This is a genomic window from Hafnia alvei (genome assembly GCF_964063325.1).
GTDB lineage: Bacteria > Pseudomonadota > Gammaproteobacteria > Enterobacterales > Enterobacteriaceae > Hafnia > Hafnia alvei_B.
This window is the reverse complement of sequence record NZ_OZ061315.1, coordinates 1976754-1996425: the sequence shown is the minus strand read 5'-3', so window position 1 is coordinate 1996425 and position 19672 is coordinate 1976754. Positions and strand designations below refer to the sequence as shown.

Below are 19672 nucleotides of genomic sequence, written 5' to 3'. Positions count from 1 at the left end.
ATATGCAAAAACGTATGCTAGGTAAATCTGGGTTAGAAGTGTCAGCGCTGGGTCTAGGCTGTATGGGGCTGAGTTTTGGCTATGGCCCTGCTACCGACACCAAACAAGCAATAGAACTGATCCGCACCGCCGTTGAACAGGGTGTGACCTTCTTTGACACCGCCGAAGTCTATGGCCCTTATGCCAATGAATCATTGCTGGGCGAGGCGCTGAAGCCTTTCCGCGACCGCGTGGTTATTGCCACGAAATTTGGTTTTACCTTTGGTAATGATAATAAGCAACAGATTTTAAACAGTCGTCCTGAGCATATTCGTGCCGCCGTCGAAGGCTCACTGAGCCGATTAAAAACAGACGTCATTGACCTGCTCTACCAGCACCGCGTTGACCCCGAGGTTCCTATCGAGGACGTGGCAGGAACCGTGAAAGATTTGATTGCTGAAGGCAAAGTTAAACACTTTGGATTATCTGAAGCTGGCGCCCAAACCATTCGCCAAGCGCATGCCGTTCAGCCCGTTACGGCGCTGCAAAGCGAATACTCAATGTGGTGGCGTGAACCCGAGCAGGAAATCATGCCGCTGTTGGAAGAGTTGGGCATTGGTTTTGTTCCCTTTAGCCCTCTGGGTAAAGGTTTTCTGACTGGCGCAATCAATGCACAAACCACGTTTGGCGCTGATGATTTTAGAAGCAAAGTGCCTCGCTTTGCCGCCGAAGCGCGGGAAGCTAACGAAAAATTGGTGTCGCTGCTTGCTGCGTTAGCCGCAGAGAAAAATGTCACTCCGGCACAAATCGCGCTGGCTTGGCTATTAGCACAGAAACCGTGGATTGTGCCCATTCCTGGCACCACCAAACTTCATCGTTTAACAGAAAACTTGGGCGCAGCCGATCTGGCGCTGAACGCAGAAGATTTGCGTAAAATCGCCAACGCGCTCGAAACCGTGAAAATCGTGGGCGATCGCTACCCTGCTTCATTGATGGCGCGCGTAGGACGATAAGGGATTAATGGCAGGAGGCCATCGGGTTAATACTCGCTATTTATCAGACCGAGATAAGCGGCTCTACCACACCGCGGGGCGCTCAGGCGGCTTACGCCGCTGCGACCCCATCGGTGTGCTCCCGCTAAAAATTGGCTTAGATCAGCAGTGCTAATCGTCCGATCATCTGCCTTCATTGGCTATTCCCATTTTTCACGCCGTTTGATTGTGTGGGGCAAAAATTGAAGTCTGAACATTTAAAGTTTGCACGTAATGTGTCGCTCTTAGTTCAGTACCCATTTGATAATAAGCCCTAACATGAAAAAATTATCCGCTCTCGCCTTAGGCTCCGTATTATCACTGACGGGATGTGCCGCCATCGTTGGTGATGAATCTCAAACTGTTTATGTAGATAGTTCACCGTCTCAGGCTCTGTTTGTTATTTCTGATAATAACGGGCGAGTTGCCGCCACAGGAACCACGCCCACAACGGTTACTCTGCCAAAATCAGCGGGTACTTATTTGGGGTGGCTGAGCTATCAGATCACTTTTTCCAAGGCTGATTTCCAGCCTGTTATCATGCCGCTAAAAACGCGACCTAATGCCTGGTATATATTCGGTAACTTGACCACCTTAGGCGCGGGCTGGCTGATCGATCCTTTTTGGGGCGGCATGTATAACCTGCATCCCGATTCCGTTCATATCAATATGCTGCCGTGCCCGGTCGGTAGATTCGGTTCATTCTGTTCTTAATCTTGGCTAAATCATCTCATGAGTATCCCTTCCCACACGGGAAGGGATATTTGTATCAGTAAATATCTTCCGAACTTCGCTTAATATAAAGCGGCGTCGCCTTTAATTGATTCCCAAGGTGTACTGCGCAATTTTGAAATAAATAATCAAACCGGTTCCGTCGATAAACGTGGCAATAAACGGTGCAGATACAACCGCCGGGTCAATTCCCACGCGCTTCAATACCATGGGGATCACGGAAGAAACCACGGCGCTCCACAGCGTAATACAAACCAGCGTTAAGCTAACAATCAGCGTAATTTCGGGGCCAATCCCCATCATCCACGCACGCACACACCCCGCGAGTCCTAAGGTTGCCGCGATCATCAGCGACGTCGTCATCTCTTTACGGATAATTTTACCCAGATCGCGTAACCGCACCTCGCCCAGCGCCATCGAACGCACCAAGGTTGATGTTATCTGCGTGCCACTGTTTCCCCCGGTGCCAATGAGCAGAGGGATAAAGAAAGCTAACGCAATCGCAGATTCCAGTGCTTCTTCAAAATGCTGGATCACGCTGCTGGTGTAAGCTTCAGCCACAAACAGCAGCAGCAGCCACACCGAACGTTTCTTCCACAGCGTTACCGGACTGGTTTCCAGATACGGTTTTTCCAAGGGCAAACTGGCCCCCTGACGCTGCGCATCCTCAGTCACTTCATCTTCTAATAAATGCGCAATCTCTCTTTCGGTAAGGCATCCGACTAATTTACCGCCCGCGACGACGGGCACAATATCGACATCCTCCTTGGAAATACGGGAAATAACCTCAGTTCTTTCATCCGCAGGGCTAACATGAAAAAAATGATGCTCCATTAAATTCTGAACAGTCTGGTTATCATTCATTTCCTGAAGCAATTTTTTAACGGGTAATACCCCGCACAATTGCTCGCCGGCAACAACAAAGACCTGTGCTGGTATATCGTTAGTTTTGAGTTGGGAAAGAAAAACTTTACGTGCTTCTTGCACGCTAAGAATATGAGATAGCATGATGAAGTCAGTACTCATATATTGAGCAATGGCATCATCTTCAAACTCATCATTATGATTGTGGATCGCATTTTTTACATGGTAAGACATAGTTTGATTCCCTATAGAATTAAAACCTCATAGGGGCGAACAAGACTAAGATAGGAAAGTAGATCCCTACGTCTTGGGTTTAGCACTATACAACGTATTCAGCAATGTATTGATTTTGCTGAAAGTTACCTTGGCAACACCTTGATTCGATGGATGCCTGTATTTCCCTGTGTGGTCTCTCTCGATACCATCAGGGCGATAACTTATGTTTGTATAGGAGCCTCGCCATAACGAGATCGTCATAAAACACGGAAATCCTACACTGCAAAAATAAACCCGTTTTAATAATCCGATTTTGGTTTATTGAATATTTAGAAAAATGCTTTCAAGTTAAACGAAATCTATTTAACTTAAACAACCCTTTGCTAATGGTTACTTCTTTTTAGTTATTTACCACTCATTTTTTGAACAGCCATTAGGTTCTAAAACGTTAATCTCGCATTATTTATTGATGCCTTTAGCTGTGTTTTTGTCTGCGGGTAAAATAATCGTTTCAATATCCTTAAATATAGACTCCCACTCGGTTTCATCTATATCCATCAAACCAAAATACCGCAGCATAAATGCGCCCTCGGTCGCTAAAAACGCGATTCGAGCCTGCTTTCCTTGCTCGGAATCGAGGTCTAAATTCGCGATGCGCTCACGATACCAACGGCGCGTATTTTCGAGATGCTCTTTGGTCTGCAATAAACTAACCAATAGTCCTGCCGCCTTGGCGCTGGAAGCCTGATCGTATCTATGCGTGGCCACCACGTGCGCCGCAACGCGATGAGTCGGTGAGTCATCCTGCGTTGCCACCAGATCAAACACGCGATCGTAGGCATTTCCCCAGCGTTCAAACATGGCATCAATCAGCGCATCTTTGTTGCCGAAACAGTATTGTACCCCGCCTTTTGAGATCCCCATCGCACGCGCTACAGAGTCGATAGTCAATGCAGCAGCGCCAAGGTTTGCAATAATTTCTTCCGCTGCATCCAGCACTTTTTCTCTATCGATACTGCGTTGACGTCCCATTTAGACACCCTCGTTTTAAATACGTACGTATGGATTAAAACTATACATTATCAATCATAAACTTTGTTAGCTGAATGATTGTCGCCACCTGCGGCATCACAGACTTTAGAGACAAGACGATGAACGTACATTATCGCTGGTTAACGCTCACACTCGTATCCAGTGCGCTGTTTTTAATCGTTGTTGATATGACGGTACTTTACACCGCGCTACCTAAACTAACGCTGTCACTGAACGCAAATGCTTCAGAAAAACTATGGATTATCAACGCGTATCCGCTGGTTGTCGCTGGGCTATTGCCAGCCACAGGCATGCTAAGCGATCGTATCGGCCACAAAAAATTATTTATCTATGGCCTTCCGGTATTTGCCGCCGCCTCACTGTGCGCCGCATTTTCACCGACCGCGGCAACGCTTATCGCCTCACGCGTATTTTTGGCCGTGGGCGCGGCCATGATGATGCCGCCGACACTTTCGATTATTCGCCATACGTTTACCGAGCCTAAAGAACGCGCCTTAGCCATTGGTATTTGGTCTGCTGTTGCCTCCGGCGGCGCGGCGATCGGCCCCGTCATTGGGGGGGCTTTGCTGGAATATTTCTGGTGGGGTTCCGTTTTCCTGATTAACGTACCGGTCGTTCTGCTGGTTTTCCCGCTGGCGATACACCGGATCCCAAACTGTGGCAGCCTCAGTCGCTCTCCTTGCGACTACCTAGGTTCCATTCAGATCATGGTAGGACTGGTCGCATCGATCTACGCATTGAAAGAGCTCAGTAAACCAGATGCCTCGTGGACGATAATGTTGCTTTCCGCCCTGATTGGCATCCTGTTTTTGGTGCTGTTTTATAAACGCCAGCGCAGATCCATGTCGCCCATGATTGATTTTTCGCTGTTTAGCAATCGCATGTTTTTCAGCGGCGTCTGCATTGCGTTGGTCGCTATGCTGGCGATGGTTGGCGTTGAACTGGTGCTCAGCCAACGCCTTCAGCTCGTGGTTGGATTATCCCCGCTGCAGGCGGCGTTATACATCCTGCCAATCCCTCTGGCCTCAGCGCTGGCGGGGCCTTTTTCTGGCCTTTTGCTACCAAAATATGGCGAGCAGAAGATCGTATTGGGTAGCCTGCTGATAACCGGACTTGGCATCATTGGTTTAGCCCTGCGCTATCAGGAAAGCACTATCGAAATTTTTGGCTACTTGATTGCGATTGGCTACGGCATCGGCGGTGCATTTACCGCGTCGTCAACCGCCATTATGTTCAACGCGCCGAATGAAAAATCAGGCATGGCCGCCTCGATTGAAGACGTGGCTTATGAATTGGGCAGCGTACTTGGCATTACCCTGCTGGGTGGAATGATGACGGCTATCTATAGCAACAGCCTGATTCTTCCCGCTGAGTTTGAGGATAATGTTGAAGCCTACGACAGTATCGACGAAACCCTGAGGCTGGCGGGAAATATGGATATAGAGCAGGCGCAGAGCCTAACGCATCTTGCCCATATGGCGTTTGATCAGGCGTTTGTTTCCGTCTTGATTTCTGCCTCCCTTTTGCTGTTGCTGAGCGCCGTTACGCTAAAACGCACTCACTAGCGCCGATATTTTGGAGATTCTCATGGCATGGTTCGAACGCTTTTTATCACAGATTGCCGATCACCCCGCGCAAATTTTTGCCCTGTTGTTTGTTATCGCGCTCGGTAAATCTACCGTGATGATCTCCTCGGTCCTGCCGCCCGCATCCTTGATGTTGCTGGCGGCGATCGCTATCAGCCAGCCTTCGCTTTCTATTGAACTGGTCTGGCTCGCGATCACGCTGGGCGCCACTCTTGGCTCAATACTGACGTTTCATTTTAGCCAACTGATAAACCAGAAAATGCTTTTTCCACGTTTTTTCGCTCGCCATAACGGCAGGTTGCAACGCATCAGCGAAAAACTACAGCATAAGGGTGGCCTGCTGGTCTTGTTCACGTCGCGTTTTGTGGCCGTACTGCGCTATATGGTTCCAATGGCCGCCGGAATGCTGACTTTTAGCCGCACGCGCGTTTACTGTGTTACCGCATGTTCAGCCGCCGTTTGGGCTTGCCTCTTTATCGGTATCGTTTCAGGCGCGCTCTATTTCACCGCGCCCCTCATTTAGCCATCAGCGTTAAGGGGTATGGAATCGGCCTCATCAATACATGTATGATAAATGAATATTATATATTGATGATGCGGAGAGATTTAGCGATGCCAGACAGCCGAATTCAAAGGGAAAAGCTGACGATCAGAAAAATGATCTCGCTTTATCAGCGCCGCAGCCCGGATGCTCAGCACGACAACCAGCACTACGACAACTTATATGCCTATGCGGTAAAACGCCTCGATCGTTGTGTTTTTGGCGCAGAAAAACCCGCCTGCAAGCAGTGTCCGGTACACTGCTATCAACCCGCCAAGCGCGAAGAAATGAAGCAAATTATGCGCTGGTCTGGCCCGAGAATGCTGTGGCGGCACCCTATACTTACCATCCGTCACCTGATTGACGACCAGCGTCCTGTACCCGAATTGCCGGAAAAGTATCGTCCTAAAAAACCGTAAACGATGAAACGCGTGGGCAGCATACCCGCGCTAATACAAAGGACCCTCTGCCCTTTGTATTCTATGCATCGTTTGTTACGCATCGCTGTCAGGCTGTTTTGAGCGATACCACTTCACCCCGATTAATCCCACCAGCAACGCGACCATCAGCACCACAAAAGCAATGCGCCGTTGATGCTCGTGGGCGAACAAACGGAACAGCACCTCACTGGCGGCATAGCCGAGCGTGACGATAATAAATGCCCAAATCGCCGCACCGATAACATTCAGCAGCACAAACTTGCGCAGCTTAACGCCCGACGAGCCGATGATGATGGGTCCAATGGTGCGAAAACCATAGGCAAAACGCATCCCTAAGATCAGCAGCGTTTCATGCTCACGCACTCGCTGTTGGAAACGTTGGATTTTTTTCTGCTGTCGCTTAAAACGCGCCAAGATCTGACGACCAAACCGCCGCCCCACCAGATACAGCGTGAAATCCCCCGCCGTTGCGCCCAAGAAAGTCATCAACAAAACCAAAGGATAGGACAGTAGATGCTTGTGAGCCGCTGCGCCTGCCAGAAAAGCGATGGTTTCGCCCTCAATAATGCTGCCAATCACCACCGCAACATAGCCGTAATCTGAAATCCACTGGCCTGCATCCGTCATATTTGCTTTCCTCTCACTAATATCCCTTAATGATACCGCAAAAAAGTCATTCCCTTTGGTTTCAGAAAACTAATGAATGTATTCTCAGCATTTCCCGCGCGGTTAAACGTATCGCCAACTAGCATGATTTAATTGAGCAGACCGTGATAAAAATTCATAAAATAAGTAAAGCTAGGTAAAAACTAATCGATAAAACACATTTTTTTGATAGGCTATATATAGTTTTATCGAAGTATTGATTGGATTTTGCGATTGACCGCCTGCGCATCGTTACACGGAGAATAATCATAATGAAGTCAGAAACTGAAGCATGCCGCGTGAAAACACGGCATAGCGAGTACTCATTAGCTCTACCTGTTATCGCCTTAGTTGTCCTGACCCTGTGGGGCAATACTCAGAGTTTACCCGCCGTTGCCGGCATCAATATCCTCGCGCTGATCGCTATATTGAGCAGCGCGTTTAGCGTAGTGCGTCATGCTGACGTGCTGGCACACCGTTTAGGTGAACCCTACGGCTCATTAATTCTGAGCCTTTCCGTGGTTATTCTTGAAGTCAGCCTGATCTCGGCGTTGATGGCCACCGGCGATGCCGCTCCGGCGCTGATGCGCGATACGCTCTATTCCATCGTGATGATTGTTACCGGTGGTTTGGTTGGTTTTTCATTGCTGCTCGGCGGGCGTAAATTTGCCACTCAGTTTGTCAATCTGGCCGGTATCAAACAGTATTTAATTACGCTGATCCCACTGGCGATCATCGTTTTAGTATTGCCAATGACCTTTCCCGGTGGAAACTTCACCACGGGTCAAGCGCTTATGGTGGCCGCCATTTCCGCCGCGATGTACGGCGTGTTCTTGCTGATCCAAACCAAAACCCACCAGAGCCTGTTTGTTTACGAGCATGAAGATGACGGCGACGATCCGACTGACCCGCACCATGGTAAACCTTCGGCTCACAGCAGCGCCTGGCACGCCGGTTGGTTAGTGGTGCATTTGATTGCCGTTATTGCGGTCACTAAGTTCAATGCCAATCCGCTTGAAAGCCTGCTAAGCACGCTGAATGCACCGCAGCAGTTCACCGGTTTCTTGGTGGCACTGCTGATTTTGTCGCCGGAAGGATTGGGGGCATTGAAAGCCGTATTGGCCAATCAGGTGCAGCGCGCCATGAACCTGTTCTTCGGTTCTGTGCTAGCCACCATCTCGCTGACGGTGCCTGCGGTCACGATTATTGCAACGCTAACCGGCCAGCCGCTGATCTTTGCGCTGGATGCCCCACAGGTGGTGGTGATGGTCGCCGCATTGATGCTGTGTCAGGTTTCATTTAGCACCGGGCGTACTAACGTTCTGAACGGCGCCGCTCACTTGGCGCTGTTTGCGGCTTACCTGATGACGATCTTCTTGTAGTCTTCCTGAAATATCTATCAGCGCGTGAAGCGGAGGAACTTATTCCTCCGCTTTGCTTTTTCACAAAGCAAAGCACGCTATCAGTACAAGCACCGCCTCTAGAGCAATCCTCATTGCGCACCAGCATAGCAATCTGTTATCCGCCCTGCTATTATTACGTATAGCAATTTGTTACCAATCGGAGGTTTCTATGCAAACAACTCCCCGTAAATCTACACGTAATAAGCAAATTAACGTTCGCGCCAGCGAAGAAGAGAGAGCCGTTATAGACTACGCTGCCAGCCTAGTGAATAAAAATCGGACTGATTTCATCATTGAGAAAGCCGTACATGAAGCCCAAAATATCATTCTCGATCAACGTGTGTTTGTCTTGGACGATGCCCGTTATCAGGCGTTCATTGAACAGCTAGAAGCACCGGTTCAAAATGTTGAAGGCCGCCAACGCTTGATGGATGTGAAACCTGAATGGGAATAAATATCACGTCTCCTGAGCTACTGACCGAAGAGCACGAACTGCAATCTTTCAACAGTGGAAATGATGTGCTCAATAATTGGCTTCGCCGCCGCGCGATGAAAAATCAGTACCTTAATGCCTCCCGCACCTTTGTTATTTGCCTCGAATGTACCAATCGCGTCGTTGGCTATTACTCTCTTGCGACCGGGTCCGTAAGCCATGCCGACTTGGGACGTGGCTTACGCCAGAATATGCCAAATCCTATCCCTGTTATACTGCTGGGCCGCCTCGCCGTTGACGTGTCTACTCAGGGTCATCATTTTGGGAAATGGTTACTTAATGATGCGGTGATACGTGTATCTAATCTGGCCGATCAGGTAGGAATTAAGGCCATTATGGTCCATGCCATCAATGAGCAAGCGCAGGCGTTCTATGAATACTTTGGTTTTGTTCAGTCTCCCATTGCGCCAAACACGCTGTTCTACAAAATTTAAACACCGTGTTATTGGGGACCTTTACCTCATGGTGCGCGGTATAACATCTTGCACCCTCACCCCAACCGCGACAGCATAACCCCCGTCACAATCACCAAGCTGGCGGCGATCCTTGCTTTCCCCAGCGGTTCTTTCAGTAACCACACCGAAAATATCATGGCGAATAACACGCTACTTTCACGTAGCGCGGCCACAACGCCAATCGGCGCCTGCGTCAATGCCCAAATCACAATGCCATAGGCCAGCAGCGACATCGTGCCGCCCGCTAAACCCACCCGCCAGTTGCGCTTAATCTGCCCCCAGATTTTTCCTCGCTGATGCAGCCATAACAGCGGTAGCATAATGATCCCGTTGAGCGTAAACAGCCACAGCGTGTAGGTGAGCGGAGCTTCGGCGGCGCGGGCTCCTGCTCCATCTGAAAGCGTATATCCGGCGGTAAACATGGCGGTGATTAAGGCATAGCGTACGGCTTTACCATTCAGCTTGCTGCGCCCGCCGCCGCGTAGCGCCATTAACAGCACGCCTGAAACCAATACCAGTGCACCGATAATGCCTAGCAGAGGCGGATATTCACGCAAAAACAGCGCGCTGAGCATCATCGCCAGCAGCGGCGCACTGCCGCGTGCCAGCGGATAAATTTGGCCGAGATCCCCTTGTCCATAAGCCCGGCTGAGAAACAGGCAGTAGCCGGTATGCAACACCAAAGAGAGTAGCAACCACGGCAGCGATGAGAGGCTAGGTAAACCGACCCACGCTAAGCCACACAGCGAAACCGCGCCGGAGAAAACCGCAATCAGCGCCACGCCAACAAAGCGTTCCTCACCGATTTTAACAAGGGTATTCCAGCTCGCATGCAGCAATGCGGCACACAGCACCGCCAGAAAAACCGTGGTCGTCATACCAACTTCTCACTAAATTAATCGAGATACCAACAGCATAAAGTCTCCACGCTGGATTGTCATAAATACGTCATAGAAGTGTTATGTGTAGGCGTTTAAATAAGCAAGGCCACCCGAAGGTGGCCCTGAGAGCAAAATTGGATGAGGAAAAGCTTATTGGTAGGCGTTTAAGGTGCGCTGGCAAAGCGCCGAGCGAACGCAGTCTTGGCTGTCGAAGCGGATAATACTGACCATCCCATCCTCGGTGAAGCGTTGCAGCGCATCTTCGAGGCCGGATTTCACTCCGCGAGGCAAGTCACATTGGGTAATGTCGCCGTTAACCACCACGGTGACGTTTTCCCCCAAGCGGGTCAGGAACATTTTCATTTGGCTAGCCGTGACGTTTTGCGCCTCGTCGAGGATCACAAAGGCGTTTTCAAAGGTGCGGCCACGCATATAAGCGAAAGGTGCAATTTCCACCTTGCCGATTTCAGGACGTAAGCAGTATTGCAGGAATGAAGCCCCTAAACGTCGAACCAGAACGTCATAGACCGGGCGGAAATACGGTGCAAATTTCTCAGAAACATCACCGGGTAAGAAACCAAGATCTTCATCGGCCTGTAGCACAGGGCGCGTAACGATAATACGATCGACCTCTTTATGGATCAGAGCTTCGGCCGCTTTCGCTGCGCTGATGAAGGTTTTACCGCAGCCTGCTTCGCCTGTTGCGAAGATTAACTGTTTGGATTCAATTGCAGACAGATAAGCGACCTGCGCTTCCGTTCTGGCCGTGACTGGCGCGTTATCACGTTTTTCCCGCGCCATGCCAATGGTTTCAATACCGCCCATCTGAACTAGAGAGGCAGCCTGATCTTCCTCGCGCTGACGTTGACTACGACCATCACGTTTAACCACACGTTTAGCCTCACGACGCGCTCTGATAACAGCTTTCTGTTTTCCCATTTTGGCACCTTACAGTTGGTTTCAATCGTCATTCCACGTTTCATGAACGAACTGTCACTCGCTTATCTGAGAACCTCCTCATAGGATAGAGACGTGCTTAATACGAACCCGCGCGCGAAGCCAATCCCTGCGGCGCGCAGTCGTAGCCAATAGAGTGAAAATAGAGGTATGGATAAATTTTTCGGGGAAGAAAGCCGTGACGCCCATTTTGCTGCGTCGACTTTTTGGCTGTCAGAGACAACCTGTTGAATGGTGCTGATTTGACATCGTGCTAGCCCAGGTAAGGACTGTTTCATCCGCGCTCCTCACAAACCTGCTGGTGCAATAACCTGCGTTGATGTGAATACTTCCGTCGCCTCATGAAAATGTACTGCTTGATAATGACAGTATAATGACAATGTTAATACTTTCTCCACTTATTGTTAATAAAGTTTTAACTTTGCTATTAATTCACTGACAGCCAGCCAAAAGCGCCATAATTATGTTATAAACATGGTTAATATTCTTTCTTTCACGCGGCTTCATGAAATTAACCACCTACACCGATTTTGGCTTACGCGCTCTGATGTATCTGGCCTCAATGCCCTATGGTCAGCGCACCAGCGTGGGCGAAATTGCGACCCATTACGATATTTCGCGTAATCATATGGTCAAAGTGGTGGCGCAGTTAGTGGGCTTGGGTTATATCCATGCGGTACGCGGCAAAGGCGGCGGCATCGAGCTGGGCAAGCCTGCGGCGGAGATTAATATCGGACAGGTGATCCGTGCGTTAGAGAGCAATCTCAGCGGCATTGACTGCAATTCACCCGGCTGCAAATTGATAAAAATCTGCAAGTTACAGGCTGCGCTAAAAGTGGGTATGGAAGCATTTTTAACCGCAATGGAAGACTTCACGCTTGCCGATCTGGTCAGCAATCGCGGCGAGATTATTGCAATTCTGGGCATTCCAGCAGAGTAAAAAGCATCAAGGCGGAAAACGTTTCCCGCCTTGATAAAAACCGTCAGAGCGTCACAAACACATTCGTGCTATGCCAGCCTTAGGTGATTAGAAGCCTAAACTTCCCAGCAAATCATCCACCTGCTCCTGATTCGCCACAATGCCTGGGCCGTTTTGATTCATCTGAGGACCATTGAGCAAACCATCGTTGTCACGTTTTGGTTTTGCCGTCACGTCTGGAATGTTTTCGACCAACACCGCCAGCAGCTCTTTCTCGATTTCTTGCACCACGCCCATCATGCGCTTGATAACCTGACCCGTTAGATCTTGGAAATCCTGTGCCATCATAATTTCAAGCAGCTGAGCATGCGTGAACGCCGTGTGTTCTGGCACCGCAGCCAAATAGCTACGGGTGTCAGAAACCAAAACGCGCGCATCAGAAAGTTCGATAGGATTTTCAAACCACTCATCCCAACGCACTTTTAAATCTGTCGCCCCTTTTTCTAACGTCGTTTGACGTGGCTGCGCCGCTTCAACACAGTTTAAAGCACGCTCTGCGGCCTGAGCCGTCATCTGCACCACATAATCTAAACGATCGCGGGCGTCTGGAATCGCTTCTGCCGCCTGAGCAATGGCCTGATCCAGCCCAAGTTCTTTTAGGCTGTCGCGCAACATGCGAGTTAGTTGCCCAATCCGAGCAATAATATCGTTGGCCGTCGCCGCATCAGTTGCTGGCATAGGATGTTCGTTCATTGTGACTCCTTAGATCCCCAACTTTTCAAAAATCTTATTCAGCTTTTCTTCTAGCGTTGCTGCCGTAAACGGTTTAACGACGTAGCCGCTGGCACCTGCCTGCGCTGCTGCAATAATGTTTTCTTTCTTCGCTTCCGCGGTCACCATCAATACCGGCAATGTTCCCAGACTGCCGTCGGCACGAATCGCCTGTAGCAGCTGCAGACCATCCATATTGGGCATATTCCAATCGGAAACCACAAAATCAAATGCCCCTGTACGCAGCTTGGTTAACGCGTCCGCGCCATCTTCCGCTTCTTCTACATTGTTAAAACCCAGCTCTTTAAGCAGGTTTCTTACGATGCGGCGCATTGTGGCAAAATCATCGACAACCAAAAAACGCAGATTCTTATCCGCCATACTGACTCCTCAAAAGTCCCCCCATTAGGGAACGTTAAATACGCAGCGCCTGTCCGGCGCTAATTTGCGTCAGCATTCGCTGACTGACTTGTTGCAGATCGACCACTTCATCGACGCCGCCCGTTAAAATGGCCTCTCTTGGCATGCCAAACACCACGCAGCTGGCTTCATTTTGCGCGATGGTATAGGCCCCTGCCTGATGCATTTTGAGCATACCCGCAGCGCCATCGTTGCCCATGCCGGTTAAAATCACGCCCACCGCGTTGCGTCCTGCATAGCGCGCCACTGAGTCAAACAGCACATCGACCGAAGGCCGATGACGGTTAACCGCCGGGCCCTGATGCAGGCGCACAATATAGTTAGCGCCGCTGCGCGCCAGCTCAAGGTGCATATCCCCCGGCGCAATATAGGCATGCCCCGGCAACACGCGCTCGCCCTCTTCGGCTTCCTTTACGGTGATCTGGCATAGTTTGTTCAACCGTTCGGCAAACGAACGCGTAAACCCCGGCGGCATATGCTGGGTAATTAACAGCGCCGGACTTGATGAAGGCAGCGGCTGTAGCACATGACGAATCGCTTCCGTTCCGCCCGTTGATGCGCCAATTGCAATCAGTTTTTCACTGCTGAGCAGCGGGGTATGGCTGAGCGTCACCGGCTTCACCGGCATCGTGCCGCGTGCGGGCAAACGCGCTTTCGCCGCCGCACGCACTTTATCGGCAATCATTTCGCTGTAGGCCAACATGCCTTCACGGATCCCAAGCTGAGGTTTGGTCACGAAATCCACCGCGCCAAGCTCAAGCGCCCTAAGCGTAATCTCTGAGCCCTTACCCGTTAACGACGACACCATCACCACCGGCATCGGGCGCAAACGCATCAGCTTTTCAAGAAAATCGATGCCGTCCATGCGCGGCATCTCAACGTCTAGCGTGAGCACCTGCGGATTAAATTTTTTGATCAGATCGCGTGCCACCAGCGGATCTTGCGCCACCGCCACCATTTCCATATCAGGATGGCTATTAATAATCTCGGTCATCAATTGACGCATCAGCGCTGAATCATCAACGCACAACACCCGAATTTTACTCATCGACTCTCCTTGGACAGCCCATACACGGTTTGTCCGCGCAAATAAAACTCTTGGCTGATATGGCTAAAGTTTTCCGAATGCCCCGCAAACAACAATCCGCCGGGTTTCAATAGTTTGATAAAGCGATTGAGGATGCGCGCCTGAGTCTCTTTGTCGAAATAAATCATTACGTTGCGACAAAATATGGCGTCAAACGGCCCCGGTAAATCCCACTGCGGAGCCAGCAAATTCAGCATTTGAAAGTGTACCCGCTGGGCAAGCTCTGGCCTGACACGGACAAAGCCCTCCTGCGGCCCGGTGCCACGCAGAAAAAAGCGTTGTAGCTGTGAAGGCGTGAGATGCTTGGTTTCTTCTTGTCGATAAACGCCGCGCACCGCTTTCTCTAACACCTGTGTATCGATGTCGCTCGCCCAGACCTGCGGCCCCACAGGCGTCGTGCCTAAGGCTTCCGCTAGGGTCATCGCGATCGAATAAGGCTCTTCTCCCGAAGAAGCCGCCGTACTCCACACGCAGTAGTTGTGTGGTCGCTTACGCGCATGCTCCGCCAAAATGGGGAAGTGGTGCGCTTCACGAAAAAAGGCGGTTAAATTCGTGGTTAATGAATTAATAAACGTTTGCCACTCTCCGTGGCTCTGGCTGCTTTCTAATAACGCCAGATACGCGCCAAAATCATTCAGATTCAGCGCGCGTAAACGCCGCACGAGTCGGTTATAAACCATCTCCCGCTTATGGTCGGCCAACACAATCCCTGCGTGTTGGTAAATAAGTTGGCTGATGCGACGAAAATGGGCGTCTGCCAGAGGCACTCTCTGCATCATTAATGCAGGTACCTGAGCATCATCGTTTCCTGACTGTGTAAATAAATTCGCCATCACTCACCCAATTTACAATACGCGAGCAGAGAACCTCCGCCCGCGATTAACTACCGTTTAGCCGATGCTAAATCGGTTGCCATACATCTTTGTCCTTGGGCAGCGACTGCTCTGAGCTGGCAATAGGATTATCGACAGCTCGGGCAGCGGGTGCTGATACCAGATGGAACGCGGCAACAGAGCGGGTCAGAGCATTGGCTTGCTCTTCCACCGCCTGCGTCGCTGATGCAGCCTCTTCGACCAGTGCCGCGTTCTGCTGCGTCACCTGATCCATTTGCGTTACCGCCAAGGCAACTTGTTCTATGCCTCGGCTCTGTTCATCGGAAGCAGAGGAGATTTCCCCCATAATGTCGGTGACGCGAGCTACCGAACGCACGACCTCATCCATGGTGCTACCGGCGTTTTCAACCAGTACCGATCCCTGCTTCACTCGGCTGACCGAGTCATCAATCAGCCCTTTAATTTCTTTTGCTGCCTGCGCGCTGCGCTGCGCCAGATTGCGCACCTCTCCGGCGACCACGGCAAAACCGCGACCTTGTTCACCGGCACGCGCCGCCTCAACCGCCGCATTCAGCGCCAGAATGTTGGTTTGGAAAGCAATGCCGTCGATCACGCTGGTAATATCGCCAATTTTCTGCGAACTGGTGGCAATCTCGTGCATGGTACGCACTACATTGCTGACGATTTCACCGCCGGTGGTGGCCGTTCCCGAGGCTTCTTTGGCCAAGCGTGCCGCCTGACGTGCGTTATCGGCGTTCTGTTTCACCGTTGCGGTGAGCTGCTCCATGCTGGCGGCAGTTTCTTCCAGCGAAGCGGCCTGCTGTTCGGTGCGCGAAGAGAGATCGTTGTTACCCGAGGCAATCTCTTGCAGACCGCTATAAATCGCGTCAGATCCTTGGCGGACGGTTAATACCGTTTTCACCAGCGACTGCTGCATTTTTTGCAGGCTGCCAAACAGCTGGCTCAGTTCATTACGGCCAAATACGTGAATTTCGGCTGAAAGATCGCCTGCGGCAATGCGATCAAAATGCGCGCGCATGGTATTCAGCGGCGAAATCAGCATTTTGCGTAGCCAATACAGCGAGCCTAAAATCACAACAATCAGCATTGCCACGGCACCCACCACCATCAGCATTGAGAGGGTGTACGAGTTTTTATTTTCCGTTGCCGATTTTGTCAGCACATCATCTACGTGCTGGGCATAGGCCTGTGTCTGGACTTCAAACAGGTCTTGGACTTTCTGCGTGGGCTGATCCATAAAGCCTTGCAGATCGCCTTTCTCTAATAACGCAATGAGCTCGCGTAGCGTAGTACGCAGATTCTCGTAGCTCACTTTGGTGGTTTCCGTCAGCTCAATACCTTCTTTGGTCACGCGTGGTATGGCTAAGAACTGATTAAAATAAAGATCCGCTTTTTGCAGTGATGAACGAGTACCGGCCATTAGTTCATTCACTTTTTCCTGCGGGACTTTCAACGCAGCCCTAGTGCCAGCGCGGTTAAGCGTGTTACGCGCCTGCAGCAAAGCAACCCATGACTGATTCAGCGCTTCTCGCTGATCGTTAACGATCTGAACGTTAGAAAAGTTGTTGTTATCGGAACGAATCGACATAAATGACAAGCCGGTAGATCCTAATTGCAGCAGACAAAACACCATCAGCAGCACGAATAGACTGGTTGATACTCGGATTCGGTTAAACACGATGCTTTCCTTTTGGGCCGGTTCGTTTGTAGGGTACCCGGCGCTGTCACGTTTAATGATTTCCAACGCAGTTGGCGCCGTGTTGCCAGCGACAGCGCCAATGCGAGGAAGACATACTCATAATTTCAAGGTGCAGCTCGCTTAAAACATAAAGCAGGTAAATGTCTTTCAGCTTTTCCGTGAGGCCGCTTTCTCTGCCACACAGACGGTGATCTTCGCCACCGTGTTGCTGGTTAGATCGTCATAGCGAAAACTTAGAACGTTTCCCAATTGTCTCCAGTATCCGCTGCCGCGATACGTGGCGCAGGCGTGGAAATAACCGGTTTGACGCTGCGACTTTCGCCGATGTCTTCTTTGAACTCTTGTTGGATACGGAAAACAGACACCGCCTGCGTTAGCATGCTGGCCTGTTCTTCCAAGGCAGCGGCGGCAGAGGCAGATTCCTCAACCAACGCGGCGTTTTGCTGGGTAACGCGGTCCATTTCAGACACCGCCTGACCGACCTGATCGATCCCGCGGCTTTGCTCATCCGACGCAGAGGCGATTTCGCCCATAATGTCGGTAACGCGCGTCACCGCACTGACGATATCACCCATGGTTTCACCGGCGCTTTCCACTAAGGTTGAGCCGATATCCACACGGTTAACGGAATCTTCAATCAGGCCTTTGATCTCTTTAGCGGCCTGAGCACTGCGCTGGGCTAGGTTTCTAACTTCGCCCGCCACCACCGCAAAACCGCGCCCCTGTTCACCGGCGCGCGCGGCTTCAACCGCCGCATTCAGCGCCAGAATATTGGTTTGGAAAGCAATGCCGTCGATAACGCTGGTGATGTCTGCGATTTTTTGTGAGCTGCCAGCAATTTCATGCATGGTCTGCACCACGTTAGCCACCACTTTGCCGCCGCGCTGGGCGGTTTCAGAAGCACTTAGCGCAAGATGGCTGGCCTGACGCGCATTTTCGGCGTTTTGTTTCACCGTTGCGGTTAGCTGTTCCATGCTGGCTGCGGTTTCTTCCAGCGATGCGGCCTGCTGCTCGGTACGTGAAGAGAGATCGTTATTACCGGCTGAGATTTCACTCGCGCCGCTGTAAATGGCGTTAGCGCCTTGGCGAACGTTGCCCACGGTACGTACCAACTCACCCTGCATGTGCTTAAGGCTTGCGGCTAACTGCCCCATTTCATTGGTGCCGCTCACATCAATACTGCGGGCCAGATCGCCATTGGCGATATGCTTGATACTGCCAATTAAGCGATTTAGCGGCACGATCAGCGTTCTGCGGATACCAAACCAAACCAGAATAATTGCGGCGGCTACCAAGGCAAGAACGCCGACTAAGATCCACATCGCCATGCTGTAAGAGCTGTTGTTATCATCAACGGCTTCCTGATACAGGCGATCGTTTTGAGTCAGATAGGTCACGTAGCTTTTCTCAAATCCGTCTTGGTAACCCTGAGTCGGTTGGTCAAAGAACTCATTGATTTTGCCGGTAGACAACAGCTGAATAAGCTCAGATAGCGCACCGTGCAGAATATCGTAGTGACGTTTTAATTCAGCGGTCGCATCTTGGCTTTGACGCGGGTCGATAGGCAGTGCCTCATATTCAGCCCAGCGCCCCTCTGCCTGTTGCAGCGTAGTTTTAGCAATTTGCAGTAAATCATCGACCGTCGCACCGCTGCCCGTTTTGTTAACATCCATCATGTAGCGAATGCCAGCACGGTTTAGCGTGTTTCGTGTTTGCAGCAAGGCTACCCAACTTCCGTTCAGCGTAGACTGCTGCTGCCGGATGGTTTGTAAAACAGTGAAGTTTTCCTTGTCGTTTTTCAGGGCGTTAAAGAACAATCCTCCGGATGTCATTTGCAAAATACCAAACAACCCCAGCACCAACAGCAAACTGGTGACAACTTTTATACGGTTTAACATGGTTTCTCATTCTCGGTACGTCGGATAGAAGGGATATCGGCGTAGCTGAGAAAAACTTTATGGGGAAAGTATTTTTTATTCGGAGTTTTTGTTGCGGAATTTGCGGAGACCCCCTCCCAGCCTCCCCCATCTCAAGGGGAGGGTTGGGGTGGGGTCATTTCAATGGGGCAATATAAAAGTTACACCGTAACACTTTCCACCAGCGCCATCTCTTCGCTGCTTAACAGCTTTTCAATATCAACCAGAATCAGCATACGCTCGCCCAGTGACCCTAAGCCGGTGAGATATTCGGTCGATAGCGTGACGGCAAATTCAGGCGCCGGACGGATCTGATCGGTGGTTAACGACAGCACATCGGATACGCCATCCACCACGATGCCAACCACGCGCTGGCTAAAGTTGAGCACGATCACCACTGTATTGTCGTTGTAGGTCACGTTTTCCTGTAAGAACTTCACGCGCAGATCGATGATCGGCACAATGACGCCGCGTAGATTAGTGACGCCTTTGATAAACGCAGGCGTATTGGCAATACGCGTGACCTGATCGTAGCCACGGATCTCTTGTACTTTTAATATATCGATGCCGTATTCTTCATCGCCGAGAGTGAAAACCAGAAACTCCTGCCCTACAGTTTCTCCCGCCAGTTTGGTTACAGAAGCCAGTCCTGTCATGTTAGTTCACCTTTATGCACAAATTACTTGGGTATAAGAGCCAGCGGTCACCCACTGGCTAAAATAAAACGCTC

Annotated in this window: 21 protein-coding genes and 1 riboswitch; of the genes, 9 read left to right on the top strand and 12 right to left on the bottom strand. The window is 50.6% G+C overall.

Going from position 1 to position 19672, the window contains the following annotated elements:
• Positions 1-2 precede the first annotated feature (2 nt).
• Together AB3Y96_RS09465 and AB3Y96_RS09460 are read left to right on the top strand one after the other, a co-directional pair.
• Entirely contained in the window at positions 3-992 is a 990-nt protein-coding gene (locus AB3Y96_RS09465; RefSeq protein WP_072307428.1) for an aldo/keto reductase, read from the top strand.
• A 297-nt stretch (positions 993-1289) separates the two neighbouring features.
• Positions 1290-1724 carry a hypothetical protein gene (locus AB3Y96_RS09460; protein WP_072307427.1) on the top strand — a complete coding sequence of 145 codons (435 nt, stop codon included), beginning with the start codon at positions 1290-1292 and terminating at the stop codon, positions 1722-1724.
• Between the two features lie 102 nt (positions 1725-1826).
• On the opposite strand, the gene AB3Y96_RS09455 is transcribed toward AB3Y96_RS09460, so the two are convergent.
• Complete coding sequence (locus tag AB3Y96_RS09455; protein WP_367299045.1) at positions 1827-2840, bottom strand: magnesium transporter; 1014 nt, start codon at positions 2838-2840, stop codon at positions 1827-1829.
• Positions 2841-2897: 57 nt separating this feature from the next.
• A riboswitch (M-box (ykoK) riboswitch) is annotated at positions 2898-3082 on the bottom strand.
• A gap of 199 nt (positions 3083-3281) precedes the next feature.
• Entirely contained in the window at positions 3282-3854 is a 573-nt protein-coding gene (locus AB3Y96_RS09450) for a TetR/AcrR family transcriptional regulator (RefSeq protein ID WP_367299044.1), read from the bottom strand.
• 119 nt (positions 3855-3973) lie between these two features.
• On the opposite strand from AB3Y96_RS09450, the gene AB3Y96_RS09445 reads away from it, so the two are divergent.
• The 3 genes from AB3Y96_RS09445 to AB3Y96_RS09435 all read left to right on the top strand — a co-directional run bounded on the left by AB3Y96_RS09445 (position 3974) and on the right by AB3Y96_RS09435 (position 6421).
• The gene (locus AB3Y96_RS09445) at positions 3974-5440 is read left to right on the top strand and encodes an MFS transporter (protein ID WP_367299043.1); all 1467 of its coding nucleotides are present in this window, start codon (positions 3974-3976) and stop codon (positions 5438-5440) included.
• 22 nt (positions 5441-5462) lie between these two features.
• On the top strand, positions 5463-5984 hold the full coding sequence (locus AB3Y96_RS09440) for a DedA family protein (RefSeq protein WP_367299042.1): 522 nt from the start codon (positions 5463-5465) through the stop codon (positions 5982-5984).
• Positions 5985-6073: 89 nt separating this feature from the next.
• Positions 6074-6421 carry a nitrous oxide-stimulated promoter family protein gene (locus tag AB3Y96_RS09435; protein WP_367299041.1) on the top strand — a complete coding sequence of 116 codons (348 nt, stop codon included), beginning with the start codon at positions 6074-6076 and terminating at the stop codon, positions 6419-6421.
• A gap of 75 nt (positions 6422-6496) precedes the next feature.
• Here the strand turns inward: AB3Y96_RS09435 and AB3Y96_RS09430 are convergent, their stop codons facing one another.
• Positions 6497-7069, bottom strand: a complete 573-nt coding sequence (locus tag AB3Y96_RS09430) for a DedA family protein (protein ID WP_072307421.1) — start codon at positions 7067-7069, stop codon at positions 6497-6499.
• Positions 7070-7359: 290 nt separating this feature from the next.
• On the opposite strand from AB3Y96_RS09430, the gene chaA reads away from it, so the two are divergent.
• The 3 genes from chaA to AB3Y96_RS09415 all read left to right on the top strand — a co-directional run bounded on the left by chaA (position 7360) and on the right by AB3Y96_RS09415 (position 9417).
• Entirely contained in the window at positions 7360-8469 is a 1110-nt protein-coding gene (gene chaA / locus AB3Y96_RS09425) for a sodium-potassium/proton antiporter ChaA (RefSeq protein ID WP_040046923.1), read from the top strand.
• Positions 8470-8659: 190 nt separating this feature from the next.
• Complete coding sequence (locus tag AB3Y96_RS09420; protein WP_046457807.1) at positions 8660-8944, top strand: DUF1778 domain-containing protein; 285 nt, start codon at positions 8660-8662, stop codon at positions 8942-8944.
• Positions 8935-9417, top strand: coding sequence for a GNAT family N-acetyltransferase (locus AB3Y96_RS09415; protein WP_367299040.1), 483 nt, complete (start codon positions 8935-8937; stop codon positions 9415-9417). The genes AB3Y96_RS09420 and AB3Y96_RS09415 overlap by 10 nt, the downstream gene beginning before the upstream one ends.
• 56 nt (positions 9418-9473) lie before the next feature.
• Here AB3Y96_RS09415 and AB3Y96_RS09410 read toward each other — a convergent pair whose 3' ends face one another.
• Both AB3Y96_RS09410 and phoH read right to left on the bottom strand, forming a co-directional pair.
• Positions 9474-10316, bottom strand: a complete 843-nt coding sequence (locus AB3Y96_RS09410; protein ID WP_367299039.1) for a DMT family transporter — start codon at positions 10314-10316, stop codon at positions 9474-9476.
• A 153-nt stretch (positions 10317-10469) separates the two neighbouring features.
• Positions 10470-11258, bottom strand: coding sequence for a phosphate starvation-inducible protein PhoH (phoH, locus tag AB3Y96_RS09405; protein WP_025801705.1), 789 nt, complete (start codon positions 11256-11258; stop codon positions 10470-10472).
• Between the two features lie 523 nt (positions 11259-11781).
• Between phoH and AB3Y96_RS09400 the strand changes: the two genes are divergently transcribed.
• A complete protein-coding gene (locus tag AB3Y96_RS09400) occupies positions 11782-12216 on the top strand; it encodes an Rrf2 family transcriptional regulator (protein WP_025801704.1) in 435 nt (144 codons plus the stop codon).
• An 87-nt stretch (positions 12217-12303) separates the two neighbouring features.
• Here the strand turns inward: AB3Y96_RS09400 and cheZ are convergent, their stop codons facing one another.
• The 7 genes from cheZ to cheW form a co-directional block, all read right to left on the bottom strand.
• Entirely contained in the window at positions 12304-12948 is a 645-nt protein-coding gene (gene cheZ / locus AB3Y96_RS09395; protein ID WP_025801703.1) for a protein phosphatase CheZ, read from the bottom strand.
• A gap of 9 nt (positions 12949-12957) precedes the next feature.
• The gene (cheY, locus tag AB3Y96_RS09390; RefSeq protein ID WP_025801702.1) at positions 12958-13347 is read right to left on the bottom strand and encodes a chemotaxis response regulator CheY; all 390 of its coding nucleotides are present in this window, start codon (positions 13345-13347) and stop codon (positions 12958-12960) included.
• 34 nt (positions 13348-13381) lie between these two features.
• Complete coding sequence (locus AB3Y96_RS09385; RefSeq protein WP_025801701.1) at positions 13382-14434, bottom strand: chemotaxis response regulator protein-glutamate methylesterase; 1053 nt, start codon at positions 14432-14434, stop codon at positions 13382-13384.
• Positions 14431-15306, bottom strand: a complete 876-nt coding sequence (gene cheR, locus AB3Y96_RS09380; protein WP_367299038.1) for a protein-glutamate O-methyltransferase CheR — start codon at positions 15304-15306, stop codon at positions 14431-14433. The genes AB3Y96_RS09385 and cheR overlap by 4 nt, the downstream gene beginning before the upstream one ends.
• A 67-nt stretch (positions 15307-15373) precedes the next feature.
• On the bottom strand, positions 15374-17005 hold the full coding sequence (locus tag AB3Y96_RS09375; RefSeq protein WP_367299037.1) for a methyl-accepting chemotaxis protein: 1632 nt from the start codon (positions 17003-17005) through the stop codon (positions 15374-15376).
• 254 nt (positions 17006-17259) lie between these two features.
• Positions 17260-18924, bottom strand: coding sequence for a methyl-accepting chemotaxis protein (gene tsr / locus AB3Y96_RS09370; protein WP_072307416.1), 1665 nt, complete (start codon positions 18922-18924; stop codon positions 17260-17262).
• A gap of 179 nt (positions 18925-19103) precedes the next feature.
• Positions 19104-19598 (bottom strand): chemotaxis protein CheW, encoded by a 495-nt coding sequence (cheW, locus tag AB3Y96_RS09365; protein ID WP_040046929.1) that lies wholly within the window; start codon positions 19596-19598, stop codon positions 19104-19106.
• Positions 19599-19672 lie beyond the last annotated feature (74 nt).

What these genes read in the sequence shown, in the direction of transcription:
- AB3Y96_RS09465 (WP_072307428.1), top strand. Translation starts at nt 3, where the DNA reads ATGCAAAAACGTATGCTAGGTAAATCTGGGTTAGAAGTGTCAGCGCTG.
- AB3Y96_RS09460 (WP_072307427.1), top strand. Translation starts at nt 1,290, where the DNA reads ATGAAAAAATTATCCGCTCTCGCCTTAGGCTCCGTATTATCACTGACG.
- AB3Y96_RS09455 (WP_367299045.1), bottom strand. Translation starts at nt 2,840, where the DNA reads ATGTCTTACCATGTAAAAAATGCGATCCACAATCATAATGATGAGTTT.
- AB3Y96_RS09450 (WP_367299044.1), bottom strand. Translation starts at nt 3,854, where the DNA reads ATGGGACGTCAACGCAGTATCGATAGAGAAAAAGTGCTGGATGCAGCG.
- AB3Y96_RS09445 (WP_367299043.1), top strand. Translation starts at nt 3,974, where the DNA reads ATGAACGTACATTATCGCTGGTTAACGCTCACACTCGTATCCAGTGCG.
- AB3Y96_RS09440 (WP_367299042.1), top strand. Translation starts at nt 5,463, where the DNA reads ATGGCATGGTTCGAACGCTTTTTATCACAGATTGCCGATCACCCCGCG.
- AB3Y96_RS09435 (WP_367299041.1), top strand. Translation starts at nt 6,074, where the DNA reads ATGCCAGACAGCCGAATTCAAAGGGAAAAGCTGACGATCAGAAAAATG.
- AB3Y96_RS09430 (WP_072307421.1), bottom strand. Translation starts at nt 7,069, where the DNA reads ATGACGGATGCAGGCCAGTGGATTTCAGATTACGGCTATGTTGCGGTG.
- chaA (WP_040046923.1), top strand. Translation starts at nt 7,360, where the DNA reads ATGAAGTCAGAAACTGAAGCATGCCGCGTGAAAACACGGCATAGCGAG.
- AB3Y96_RS09420 (WP_046457807.1), top strand. Translation starts at nt 8,660, where the DNA reads ATGCAAACAACTCCCCGTAAATCTACACGTAATAAGCAAATTAACGTT.
- AB3Y96_RS09415 (WP_367299040.1), top strand. Translation starts at nt 8,935, where the DNA reads ATGGGAATAAATATCACGTCTCCTGAGCTACTGACCGAAGAGCACGAA.
- AB3Y96_RS09410 (WP_367299039.1), bottom strand. Translation starts at nt 10,316, where the DNA reads ATGACGACCACGGTTTTTCTGGCGGTGCTGTGTGCCGCATTGCTGCAT.
- phoH (WP_025801705.1), bottom strand. Translation starts at nt 11,258, where the DNA reads ATGGGAAAACAGAAAGCTGTTATCAGAGCGCGTCGTGAGGCTAAACGT.
- AB3Y96_RS09400 (WP_025801704.1), top strand. Translation starts at nt 11,782, where the DNA reads ATGAAATTAACCACCTACACCGATTTTGGCTTACGCGCTCTGATGTAT.
- cheZ (WP_025801703.1), bottom strand. Translation starts at nt 12,948, where the DNA reads ATGAACGAACATCCTATGCCAGCAACTGATGCGGCGACGGCCAACGAT.
- cheY (WP_025801702.1), bottom strand. Translation starts at nt 13,347, where the DNA reads ATGGCGGATAAGAATCTGCGTTTTTTGGTTGTCGATGATTTTGCCACA.
- AB3Y96_RS09385 (WP_025801701.1), bottom strand. Translation starts at nt 14,434, where the DNA reads ATGAGTAAAATTCGGGTGTTGTGCGTTGATGATTCAGCGCTGATGCGT.
- cheR (WP_367299038.1), bottom strand. Translation starts at nt 15,306, where the DNA reads ATGGCGAATTTATTTACACAGTCAGGAAACGATGATGCTCAGGTACCT.
- tsr (WP_072307416.1), bottom strand. Translation starts at nt 18,924, where the DNA reads ATGTTAAACCGTATAAAAGTTGTCACCAGTTTGCTGTTGGTGCTGGGG.
- cheW (WP_040046929.1), bottom strand. Translation starts at nt 19,598, where the DNA reads ATGACAGGACTGGCTTCTGTAACCAAACTGGCGGGAGAAACTGTAGGG.